This is a genomic window from Microcystis sp. LE19-41.2A (assembly GCF_027530405.1).
In the GTDB taxonomy this organism is placed as follows: Bacteria; Cyanobacteriota; Cyanobacteriia; order Cyanobacteriales; family Microcystaceae; genus Microcystis; species Microcystis aeruginosa.
Genome location: NZ_JAPZQJ010000150.1, coordinates 1 through 11,738, shown reverse-complemented (window position 1 = coordinate 11,738; position 11,738 = coordinate 1). Strand labels below are relative to the sequence as shown.

The following is an 11,738-nucleotide window of genomic DNA, read 5'->3' as shown; positions in this document are numbered from 1 at the left end:
GACACCCCACACCACAAACAGCCCTCCCACCTCCCCACACCCCACACCCCACACCCCACACCCCACTTCCCTTTAAACAGGATTTATTATTATTTGCTCTCCTCTGAGGAATTTTTCACCGTTTCTTCTAGGAAAACTACTGGTTCTTTTTCCCGCTGCTGCGAGCGGATGATATCGATGGTACTTTTCAGCACACTAGCGATGGGAACTGCTATCAATAAACCGAGAATTCCTGCCACTTTACCCCCGATAAAAAGAGATAGGATAATCCAGACGGGATTAAGTCCGATCATGCCTCCCATTAACCGAGGGGCGATGACATTATCATTAATTTGACCGACAATAATAGTCAGGGTCAAAACTTTTAATCCTAACCAAAAATCTTGAAACATCAGTAGGGTACTAATCCCAATAATGGCAAAGGCACTGGCAAAAGGAATTAATGTAGTTAGACCGATCGCCACCCCAAATAATAGGGCATAATCAACCTTGAGAATCACAAAAACAAAAATTTGAGCAAGGCTGAGAATTCCCGCTAAAATGGTTTGACCGGCAAAATAGGTTTCAAAAGTTTGACGAATAATCGTTCTTAATTTGAGATTCCAGGGAGCAGGAATCCAGCTAAAAATTCCCTCCCAAATTTGTTCGCCATAGAGAACAAGAAAGACGGTGAGAACCAGAACAAATAGAATGTTTAGGATACTGTTGATAGTTCCCAGCACAAAGCTTAGTAATTGAGTGCTAAGAGTTTGTAAAACGTTAGTTAGTCGTTCCGATAACTGGGTAATTGATTGCTCGATATAAATCGCATATTTCTGAGTTTTATCCCACTTTTCTAAATTTTGTATCTGTTCGGTTCCCGACTCGATCCACTGGGGCAAACTATTGATTAAACTGCTTAATTGCTCGACAATCTGGGGAATTAAAATTAAACCTAAAACGCTCAAAATTAATAGGGCAATTAAAAAGACAATAGCGATCGAACCACTGCGATTAACCCCGCGTCTTTGCAGCAGTTTGATGGGAACATCTAGGACAAAAGCTAGTAAACTAGCAGTGACAAAAATACTGACTAAGGGTTCTAGATAGCTAAATAATTGGAATAATAACCAACCATTGAGAAATAAGAGCGGAAAAACTAGACTTAGCCGCAACCAACGAGGTAGTTGCTTAAAAAGCTCTATCATTAGACCTCTTGTAAAAATCAAAAATTGTTGTTAGGGTTAGGAGTCAGGAGTCAGGAGTTAGTAGTCAGGAGAATTAAGAATGAATAATAATCAATTAAACGGTCTATTTACAGATTTTATGTAATTTAATCCTTGTTTTTGCCTTTTTTGAACCCTCAAAAATTAATTATGCAAGAGGTTTATTAATTTTGTCCTGAGAGAGTATCGAGGTAAAAAGAGACTTTTCTAACCAGAAATCCTCTTTCAATCTAGCATCTCCTCGTTACTTTTCTGGTCCAAGCAACTCTGAAACTCTTATCCTAACTTTATGGAGCTAAGCGGATTCGAACCGCTGACCCCCTCAATGCCATTGAGGTGCTCTACCAACTGAGCTATAACCCCGCGAAGACCATTTTTGAATATAGCTTAAATAGAATCATTTTGTCAAGGGGGGGCGAGAAAAAAATTTGTCACTGCCAAGACGATCGCTCATCCACAAGAGTGAAACAATCGCCCCCATTTAGACAGGAGCCGAAATTTGGGTTAAATAGGTTAAACAGTGACCCATGAGGAAATAAACTACTAACATAGCCGCTGCCGCTGCTGCCACCAAGGTTCCCGCCAGCATCAAGGAAAACTCTTGCCTGTCGAACGCTTGCTGCATCAGATGCAATGACCAAGCCACAAGACCGAGGTCAAAGATGAGAATCGGAACTAACATATTTTAAATTTTGTTAACTTTCATCTATTCTAATACATAATTTTCCCCAGGGATAATCGGACTGAAGTTAAAAACAGGGATTTTTGCCGGTTTCTCGATCGGGGCTATCAGCCGTCAGCCATTGACTTTCAGTAATAGGTGTAAACCTTACTCTTCTTGGTTTGCAGCCTAAAGAAATCCTTTTCCCGAAAAAGCGACTCAATCCCTAGATTAAGTTCTGCAAATCTTGCTCTCATTTTCCCCGGCTAACGCACGGGTACTTGGTGATTTTGCAGATAATTTTTGACCTCAGCGATGGTTAATTGACCATAATGGAGCAAAGAAGCCAATAAAGCTGCTTCTGCCCGCCCTTCCGTCAATGCTTCGTAGATATGCTGACAATTACCCGCTCCTCCCGAAGCAATCACAGGAATCTCCACCCTTTCAGCGATCGCTTTTGTCAAGGCCAGATCGTAACCCGCTTGCGTGCCGTCAGCATCCATACTGGTAACTAACAACTCACCCGCCCCGCGTTTTTCCACTTCTTGCGCCCATAATAAAGCATCAATACCCGTATTTTCGCGTCCACCCCGAACATAAACCTCCCAACCGGGGTTATGCTCATCCTTACGTCGTCTAGCATCGATCGCCACCACAATACACTGTTTCCCAAAGCGATCGCTGGCTCGATCGAGCAATTTCGGCTCGCGCACGGCAGCCGAGTTAATGCTGACTTTATCGGCCCCGGCTCTTAACAAATTTTTAATATTTTCTAAGGATTGGATACCGCCACCCACTGTCAGAGGAATAAAAACCTGTTCCGCCGTACGATAGACTACATCAATAATCGTGTCGCGATCTTCATGGGTAGCAGTAATATCAAGAAAAACCAACTCATCGGCCCCTGCCTGATTATACAAGCGGGCTAACTCCACGGGGTCGCCAGCATCCTGAAGATTGACAAAATTAACCCCTTTAACTACCCGACCTTTATTGACATCCAAACAAGGCAAAATCCGCTTCGCTAACATATCCTAGACTCTTGATTGTAACAATGGCCATCAAACGATCGCACAATTCCCCCCCGGCTGCCGAGGAAAATCTGCTCACTCCCAATCCCACTATAGAAGAAACGGAAAAAGCAGCAGCGCAGATTCGTCCGCAATCCCTAGAGGATTATATCGGTCAACAGGACTTAAAGGCTAATCTAAAAGTCACCATCGCCGCGGCCAAAGCTAGACAAGAAGCGATCGATCATTTACTCTTCTACGGACCGCCGGGGTTAGGAAAAACCACCATGGCTTTAATTTTAGCGGCCGAGATGGGAGTAAATTGCCGCATTACCGCCGCCCCCGCTTTAGAGCGTCCCCGGGATATTACCGGCATCCTGATCAATCTTCAACCCCGGGATATTCTTTTTATCGACGAAATTCATCGACTGAATCGGGTGACGGAGGAGTTATTATACCCAGCGATGGAGGATTATCGCCTGGATGTGACGATTGGCAAGGGTCAAGCGGCGAAAATTCGCAGTATTTCTTTACCTCCCTTTACTTTAATCGGTGCTACTACCAAAGTTGGCTCTTTAACTTCCCCTTTACGCGATCGTTTTGGCATGATTCAACGTCTGCGTTTCTATACAGTTGAGGAATTGACGGCAATTATTCTCAGAAGTGCTACTATTTTTAATATTCCCATTACTGAAGCGGGTGCGATCGAAATTGCCCGTCGCAGTCGGGGAACTCCACGCATTGCCAATCGTTTATTAAAACGAGTACGCGACTATGTGCAGGTGAAGGGAGAAACTATGATTAGCCCCCAGTTAGCCGCTGAGGGATTAAATCAATTAAATGTAGATTCTATGGGTTTAGATTGGACCGATCGATTAGTATTAAAGACGATGATCCAACAGTTTCAAGGTAAACCCGTGGGATTGGAAGCGGTAGCGGCAGCCACGGGAGAAGATGCCAAGACGATCGAGGAGGTACACGAGCCTTATTTATTACAAATAGGTTATCTTAATCGTACTCCCCGGGGTCGCGTAGTGACGTCAGCCGCCTACGAACATTTAGGATTACTGGCGAAATTGCCGAAAAATAAGGATCGGAGTTTACCTTTGTTTGAGTTGTAGTTTTCTAGATAGGGCTGGCTGAATAAATCTGAAAACCTTGTTGGATTAAGACTCTTAGACTTTTTTCCCCTCAAAAAGTGCCAGCCATTGCGGGGATCGGGAGGAAAATTCAGGGACTTTTTCCCTGAAAATTAGGTAGTTGACCACCTGAAAATCGATAAAACCCCACACCCTACACCCCACACCCTACACCCCACACCCTACACCCCATACCCTGTCTCTAGAAACAACCTGTTCAGCCAACCCTAATTACCTGGGTTTCAGCTTATCTGTGTCTTTAAATACTTGGTCGACCGCGTCAAATCACACAAGTCTTTATATAAAGGTCGTATCATCATGATCGTAGTAAGTTACATTGTTGACATTGCTTACCGCTTCTCATCTAGACTGTATTGGGATTGGTCAAAGCTAATTGCACAATAGTGATCTTTTATAGTCAATATTTTTTAAGTCTGTTAGTGCCCTATGTTTGTCCTAAATAAAGAAAATCTTAAACTGGAAACTCTTACCCTGTTTCAAAAATACCAAAAAACGGGAGATAATAAGTTACGGGATCAAATTATGGAGTTAAACCTAGGATTAGTCAGAAGGGAAGCTCATCATTGGGTTAATCAATGCCATGAAAATTACGAAGATTTAGTGCAGGTTGGCTCTATGGGACTAATTCGGGCGATCGAGCGTTTTGATAGCAGCAAAGGTCATGCTTTTAGCTCCTTCGCTATTCCCTATATTCGCGGCGAAATTCAACACCATCTGCGCGATAAAAGTTATACAGTTCGTATTCCTCGTCGTTGGTTAGATTTAGGCAGACAAGCGACAAATGTGCGTCGGGATTTCCAGACTATCCACAATCGTCAACCCAATGATACGGAAATCTCCCGCGCTTTAAATATTTCGAGCGAAGAATGGCAAGAGGTAAAACTGGCTTTCCAAAACCGTGAACCCCTCAGTCTCGATGTGACGGTTAATAACGATGAAGATAATAATACTTGTTTAAAAGACCTCGTTCCCGATCCCCGTTATCGCAGCTTTCAACTTTGTCAAGAGGATCGCATTCGTTTACAACAGGCACTGGCTCAATTAGAAGAAAAAACCCGTCATATTCTCGAATTTGTCTTCCTTAAGGATCTTACTCAACGGGAAACCGCCGAACAATTAGGCATTAGTGTCGTTACCGTCTCCCGTCGGGTGAAAAAGGGTTTAGAAATGCTCAAGGAAACCATGATCCAAGAAGCATTTTAGACCAATTATCGGTTTGATACGGCCGCAATAGCAAGTAATTTAAAACCCCAGCTAAATATTCATACTGCTCGATCGAATTATAGTAGTGAGCAGAAATCCTCACAATTAATGATGCTTCTCCCCAAGGAATTATCGGCACTTCAATCTGATATTTTTCCCACAGTTGTCTAGATAAATCTTCTGCTGCCCAAGCATAACTAGGAATCAGAATTGAAGACATTGATCCGATCATTGATTCTGGACAGGGATAATTGACCTCTAAGGCATGACAAAGCAAATTTCTGGCTTTTAAAACCAAATTACGATTCCTCGCCATCAGACCCAGTAAACCATCAATAGAGAGAGAATTTAAAAACTCGATCGCTTTTGGCACTGATAAATAAGCGGTGGGATCATCGGTTCCCATCCAAGCAAATTCTAACTGAAAACGGGAGCGATCTTGTGGAGGGGAATTCGCTCCATGGCTAATAGTTAAAGGTCGAATTATTGCCTGTTTATCCCCGCGCACATAGAGAAAAGCAGCCCCCTTGGGACTACATAACCACTTATGACAATTAGCAGTATAATAGGTGGGATTAATTGCCGCGATATTAAGGGGTAAAAAACCTAAAGCATGAGCGCCATCGATGAGAGTATCAATGCCCAGATTATTTAATTCTTGCACAATTTCTGCGATTGGCCAAATTAAGGCCGTGGGACTGGTGACATGATCTAAAACTACTAATTTTGTCTGGGGAGAAACAGATGCTAAAATTGCTTGACTAATTTCTAAAGGGGACTGTACAGGAAAGGGAATTTTAGCGATAATTACCTTTAAACCCCATCTTTTAGCTATATGTTTAACTGCATTAGCACAAGCATTATAGGTCTGATCGGTGATCAGAATTTCCTCATTTTCCTGAAAAGTTAAGGAATTTAACACCGCATTCACTGCTGTGGTTGCATTGGGAACAAAGACTAAATCATCGCTATTTACTCCCACTAAATCCGCTAATTTTTGCCTAGCAATATCTAATAAACCCTCTAATTCTCTCCCCAAAAATGCTAAAGGTTGTCTTTCCATTCGTTCCCGCAATTGTTGCTGATAATCCAAGACTATTCTAGGGGTTGCACCATAGGAACCATGGTTGAGAAAATAGATATTATCGGGAATTAACCAAAAGTTTTTGGACATATTGAATTAATTTGATTTTATTCAGAACTAGAAAAAATAGATGAGAAATTGCCTGTTATATTCAGCTTCTGACTAGCTAGTATATTTATTTATGATAAGCGGGTGGGTGGAATTAAATACAAGATGAACGTAGGTTGGGTTGAAGCATGAAACCCAACACCCGCTCATGTTACGCTACCGCTAACCCATCCTACCAATAATTGTGCCTCCCTACTTATAACGACCCATTTTATATTAATCTCCCATGGTTTGAAAACGATGGATAATTTCAGTGACAAAAGTTTCTCCATCTATGAGAGGATGATTTTCTGGAGATTGATATTTTCCCGTTTTCACTTTCCGTTGGAGATGTCGGTTCATAGGTATTATGACTATCTACTGAGAAAATCAGCTTGATCTTAATTTTAAGCTAAATATCGACAAAAAAAAGCTCTCCGGGAAAAAGGAGAGGGGAGAGAACGAGTTAGAAAAAGTTATTAATGTAACCATCCTTTCAGACGACGTGCGACTTGAGGACGACGTAATTTTCGCATCGCTTTAGTTTGAATTTGACGTACTCGTTCCCGAGATAAATTGAACATTCCCCCCACTTCCTCTAGGGTATAGGGTTGACTGGTAGCTAAACCATAACGGAGGGAGATAACATCTTTTTCCCGTTCCGTAAGAACATCACTTAAAACTGCGAAAATTTCTTGACGCATCATCATCTCATTCATTTTATCTTCGGGAAGTTGTAGATCATCATCTTCCAACAGATCCACTAATTCCGTATCTTCTCCCTTCCCTACACGATGATTTAAAGAGAGAGATTGACGACGCAATTGTAATAATTGCCGCAATTGTTCGGGAGTCGTTTCCAACGCTTCCGCGAGTTCCCGTTCATTGGGATTGCGCTGTAAATCTTGCTTGAGAATGCGCTGCGCTTTTTTGAGTTTATTGAGTTTTTCGACAATGTGAATCGGTAAACGAATTGTCCGCGCATCGTTAGCAATGGTGCGGGTGATTGCTTGTCGAATCCACCAATAAGCATAGGTAGAGAATTTATAACCTTTATTGGGATCGAATTTTTCGGCCGCACGGTTGAGTCCGATCGCACCTTCTTGAATTAAATCTAAGAAAGGAACTCCGCGATTTAAATAGCGTTTAGCGATAGAAACCACCAAGCGCAAATTAGAACGAATCATTTTCCGTTTAGCTGTTCGTCCGCGATAAAGACGGTTTTCCAGTTGACGTTCATTATCTAATTCTAAAGCGATCGCCCATTCCGTTTTCGTCGGGGGACGATGTAAATTTTCTTGCAGTTTTTGGCGTACTTCTTCCGCTTCCATGAGAAACTTAACCGAGTAGGCTAATTCAATTTCTTCTTCCGCATTAAGCAGGGGATAACGGGCCATTTCTTTAAAAAATGCCCCAACAGTATCTTCATTGCTGCCCTTATCGTATCCAGTTCCACTACCCCCACGAGTGGTTTTTAGGGTTTCCGGTAAAGGTTCAGTCAGCTCTTCGTCAGTTCTTTCAGCAAAATCCACGCTGTCTAGTTCTAAAGGATTTGTCTCCAGGGCAATGATTTGATTAAAATTATCATCAGAGGCTAGTTTAGAGATTTTCATAAGCAGTTATGGATGGAGTGGGATTATAATAGCAGGGAGAAACTCAATTTCTCCCAATGGGCTGATTGTTACATTGAATTTTCGGGGAGCAGATTTTTTAAACGTTTTCTTAATTAATGGCGGCCATTTCTGGGATATAATTGCGCGATTCTGTGTCGATGGTTACAAATCCCTCAACCAGATAATCAGATTTTCTGGTGAATAGGGGAGACTTTCAGGGTTTCCACTTATACACTCTAACTAAGGTTTTTGGTATTTGACTAGGTAAAGATCACGCTTCTTAACAATCAAGATAGCAGTCAGCTTTTTATGACTATTCTTCGCTTTTTCTATTGAGAACTATTCTCAAGTTTTGACTAACTAGGGTTTGCGGCAAAAAGTTTTTCCTGGGGGTAGGGTGTGGGGTGTGGGGTGTGGGGTGTGGGGTGTGGGGTTTTACCCATTTTCAGGTGGTCAATTACCTAAGTTTCAGGGAAAAAGTGCCTAATTCTCCCCCCCGATCCCTCCCATATCTGGCACTTTTTGATTTCAAAAAAGCCTAAAGATATTATCCAACAAGGTTTTTAGATTTATTAATCAAACCCTAACTAGGGTGCGATTTAATAGCTAATAGTCAATAATTATCATTTGGGAAGATTTCACGGGCTAAAAATCAAAATTTGCGGGCAAAAAAGCAATATTTAAACTGTTTTTAGAGAAAATTAACTGGTTTTATTCCCCTCAAGCTTTAAACTATAATTTAAATACCCCATTCTCCCCACTTCCCACTTCCCACTTCCCACTTCCCACTCCCCACTTCCCACTCCCCACTTCCCACTGATAACTGATAACCATGCTCGATCGCTGTGCTACTCTAACTGTAGCGGAACCTCGCACACCTTACCAATTAACCACAACTGGGCAACTGTGGTTAGAGGTTTTGGTTGATCGCCCTTATCCTAGAGATAGTCAAGAGGATCAGCAAATATTAACCTATAGTATCCCCCAGGATTTAACAGTAGAAATAGGCGATATTTTAAGCGTTCCCTTTGGTTCTCAGGTAATTGGGGGAATTGCTCTTAGATTTCTCGAAAATTTGCCCCCAGGACTAGAAGAAAATCAAATTCGTCCCGTGGAAGATGTGATTACTAAGGGCTTTTTCCCCGATAATTATTGGCAGTTATTGACGAAAATCGCCCAATACTACGCGACGGATTTAATCACCGTTGTTCGCGTCGCTTTACCTACGGGTTTACTGCGAAGTTCCCAACGTCGCATCAGATTAAAACCAGAAGCGATTCCCCCCGGTGCGGAAGTTTTTTGTACTCCCCTCTCCCGTCAGATTTTATCCCTGCTAAAAAATCAAAAAGAAGGCGATTATTCGGCGAAATACCTGCAAGAAAAAGTAAAAAATGCCAATTACGGTATCCGAGACTTAGTTAAGCGCGGTTGGGTGGAAAGCTATCTAGAAGCACCCAAAAGTACCAATATTAAACAAAAAAAAGCCATTACCCTGCTAATAACCGACTTTCCTGCTGATTTAACTGAAAATCAGCGCAAAATTGTCGAAATTTTACGCCACCAGGGAGGAGAAATGTGGCTGCCAGAATTGGCACAACTTGCGGGGACAAAACATTTTAAACCGCTCATTGACAAGGGTTATGTGGTGATTGAGGATCGGGAATTTCTGCGCTTATCCTCGGCGATTATGAGCAGGGATCAACCAAAAACACTCACTTCTAGTCAAAAACAGGCTTTAGAAGCCATTCAAACCCTGAAAGGTGGTGAAAGCGTCCTCTTACACGGAGTGACGGGATCGGGTAAAACAGAAGTCTATCTACAGGCGATCGCGCCTGTCCTAGCAGCGGGTAAATCTGCCTTGGTTTTAGTCCCCGAAATTGGATTAACACCGCAATTAACCGATCGCTTTGTGTCCCGTTTTGGCGATCGAGTCTATGTTTATCATAGCGCCCTCTCGGAAGGAGAAAGATACGATACCTGGCGACAGATGTTGACAGGAACCCCGCAAGTTATTATCGGGACGAGATCGGCGATTTTTGCCCCTTTACCCCATCTAGGCATGATTATCCTCGATGAAGAACACGATAGCAGCTTTAAACAAAGTCAATTACTTCCCACCTATCACGCGCGTACCGTGGCTAAATGGCGCTCTCAATTAAACCATTGTCCCGTAATTTTAGGCTCGGCCACGCCATCCCTAGAAACATGGCTAGAATCCCAAGCTAATCCCAGTCTTTACCTATCTTTGCCCGAACGCATCCAAAATCGCCCCTTACCGAGGGTGGAAATCGTCGATATGCGACGGGAATTGCAACGAGGCAATCGTTCTCTTTTTAGTCAATCCCTGCGTTCATCTCTGGAAACCCTGCGCGACAAGGGAGAACAGGCAATTTTATTCGTCAGTCGCCGGGGTCATAGTACTTTTGTATCTTGCCGAAGTTGCGGTTATGTGCTGGAGTGTCCCCACTGTGATGTCTCCCTCTCCTACCACCACACCGAACCGGGAGCGCAGGAATTACTACGCTGTCACTACTGCAACTATGGTCGCATTCATCCGAAACAATGTCCTGAATGCGGTTCTCCCTATCTAAAATTTTTTGGTACAGGTACTCAGCGCGTCACCCAAGAATTAACCAAAGAATTTCCCGATTTGCGTTGCTTGCGTTTTGATAGTGATACCACCCGCAACAAAAATGCTCCCCGGGAACTATTAAAACTATTTACTGATGGTGAATTCGATGTCCTAGTTGGAACCCAAATGCTCACCAAAGGATTAGATATCGAGCGAGTTACTTTAGTGGGAATTATGGCTGCCGATGGTTTACTTTATCACTCCGATTATCGCGCCTCCGAACGCGCTTTTCAAACCCTCACCCAAGTAGCAGGGAGAGCAGGAAGGGGAGAAAGAGAAGGAAAGGTAATTATCCAAACCTATACCCCCGAACATCCCGTGATTAGAGCAGTGCAAACCCACGATTATGAGGGTTTTGTCGAGACGGAATTAATGCACAGAGAGAGTTTAAATTATCCTCCCTACGGCAGTTTAGTCTTAATTCGCTTTAGTGGTTTAGATGGGGAAGCAGTCCAGAAAAGTGCCGAAAATGTCGCAGAGGAATGTGTTAATAATTTGGGTTCCGATTGGGATATTTTGGGACCTGCACCCGCAACAATTATGCGCGTGGCTAACCGTTATCGCTGGCAAATTCTGTTAAAATTATCGGGAGAAAAGGCTGATATCGGTGGTCTTTTGCGTCCTTTGAAAAGCTTAGTTTTACCCAAGGTAAGTATGGCGATCGATGTGGACCCCTTAACTATAGAATAATCAAGGATGAATGAGATGATCGCCATTGCTCACGGATGCAACCAGTTATCTAAATCCGTCAAAGTGTCAAAGTCTAATAAAGCGAGTCCTAAGTCTTCTAACCGCTCCACAGGAAGGTTACGGATGGTTTCCTCAAGATTTTGCGGTATTTCACCGAAACGTCGTTGAAGAAGTCTAATAACAAGATTGGCTTCTTGAATTCTACCCTGTTCAAGACCCTGCTGTACACCTTGCTGTAGTCCTCTTTTCAGTCCCTCTTGAACCGCTTGTTCCCTATCCTGTTGGTAAAGTGGAGCTAAACGCATAATAAACTCCCTATCCTCCTGTGTTTTTTTCGATAACGCTTCTAAATTTCTACTCAGATTATACAATAAGTTTAAAGAAGCCGATTTT

General features: G+C 42.8%; 10 protein-coding genes and 1 tRNA gene. 3 read left to right on the top strand and 8 right to left on the bottom strand.

What is annotated here, in order from left to right:
- Nucleotides 1-89: 89 nt before the first annotated feature.
- The 4 genes from O9290_RS06395 to hisF all read right to left on the bottom strand — a co-directional run bounded on the left by O9290_RS06395 (nucleotide 90) and on the right by hisF (nucleotide 2,897).
- The gene (locus O9290_RS06395; protein ID WP_002759673.1) at nucleotides 90-1,187 is read right to left on the bottom strand and encodes an AI-2E family transporter; all 1,098 of its coding nucleotides are present in this window, start codon (nucleotides 1,185-1,187) and stop codon (nucleotides 90-92) included.
- Between the two features lie 308 nt (nucleotides 1,188-1,495).
- A tRNA-Ala gene (locus O9290_RS06390) sits at nucleotides 1,496-1,568 on the bottom strand.
- Between the two features lie 118 nt (nucleotides 1,569-1,686).
- Entirely contained in the window at nucleotides 1,687-1,887 is a 201-nt protein-coding gene (locus tag O9290_RS06385; protein ID WP_002744967.1) for a hypothetical protein, read from the bottom strand.
- 245 nt (nucleotides 1,888-2,132) lie between these two features.
- Entirely contained in the window at nucleotides 2,133-2,897 is a 765-nt protein-coding gene (hisF, locus tag O9290_RS06380) for an imidazole glycerol phosphate synthase subunit HisF (protein ID WP_288054643.1), read from the bottom strand.
- A 23-nt stretch (nucleotides 2,898-2,920) separates the two neighbouring features.
- On the opposite strand from hisF, the gene ruvB reads away from it, so the two are divergent.
- Nucleotides 2,921-3,997, top strand: a complete 1,077-nt coding sequence (gene ruvB / locus O9290_RS06375) for a Holliday junction branch migration DNA helicase RuvB (RefSeq protein WP_002759675.1) — start codon at nucleotides 2,921-2,923, stop codon at nucleotides 3,995-3,997.
- Between the two features lie 465 nt (nucleotides 3,998-4,462).
- The gene (locus O9290_RS06370; RefSeq protein ID WP_288054641.1) at nucleotides 4,463-5,239 is read left to right on the top strand and encodes an RNA polymerase sigma factor SigF; all 777 of its coding nucleotides are present in this window, start codon (nucleotides 4,463-4,465) and stop codon (nucleotides 5,237-5,239) included.
- Here O9290_RS06370 and O9290_RS06365 read toward each other — a convergent pair.
- The 3 genes from O9290_RS06365 to O9290_RS06355 form a co-directional block, all read right to left on the bottom strand.
- Nucleotides 5,208-6,413, bottom strand: a complete 1,206-nt coding sequence (locus tag O9290_RS06365; protein ID WP_288054640.1) for an aminotransferase class V-fold PLP-dependent enzyme — start codon at nucleotides 6,411-6,413, stop codon at nucleotides 5,208-5,210. The two genes, O9290_RS06370 and O9290_RS06365, sit on opposite strands and share 32 nt — an antisense overlap.
- Before the next feature lie 234 nt (nucleotides 6,414-6,647).
- Nucleotides 6,648-6,773: a hypothetical protein gene (locus O9290_RS06360; RefSeq protein ID WP_002759678.1), complete on the bottom strand. Its 126-nt coding sequence runs from the start codon at nucleotides 6,771-6,773 to the stop codon at nucleotides 6,648-6,650.
- Nucleotides 6,774-6,889: 116 nt separating this feature from the next.
- Nucleotides 6,890-8,023, bottom strand: a complete 1,134-nt coding sequence (locus O9290_RS06355; protein ID WP_288054638.1) for an RNA polymerase sigma factor, RpoD/SigA family — start codon at nucleotides 8,021-8,023, stop codon at nucleotides 6,890-6,892.
- Between the two features lie 832 nt (nucleotides 8,024-8,855).
- Between O9290_RS06355 and priA the strand changes: the two genes are divergently transcribed.
- Nucleotides 8,856-11,345 carry a primosomal protein N' gene (gene priA / locus O9290_RS06350; RefSeq protein WP_288059771.1) on the top strand — a complete coding sequence of 830 codons (2,490 nt, stop codon included), beginning with the start codon at nucleotides 8,856-8,858 and terminating at the stop codon, nucleotides 11,343-11,345.
- 29 nt (nucleotides 11,346-11,374) lie between these two features.
- On the opposite strand, the gene O9290_RS06345 is transcribed toward priA, so the two are convergent.
- Nucleotides 11,375-11,738, bottom strand: a 364-nt coding sequence (locus O9290_RS06345; protein WP_288059773.1) for a DUF4351 domain-containing protein, incomplete at its 5' end; no start/stop codon positions are given.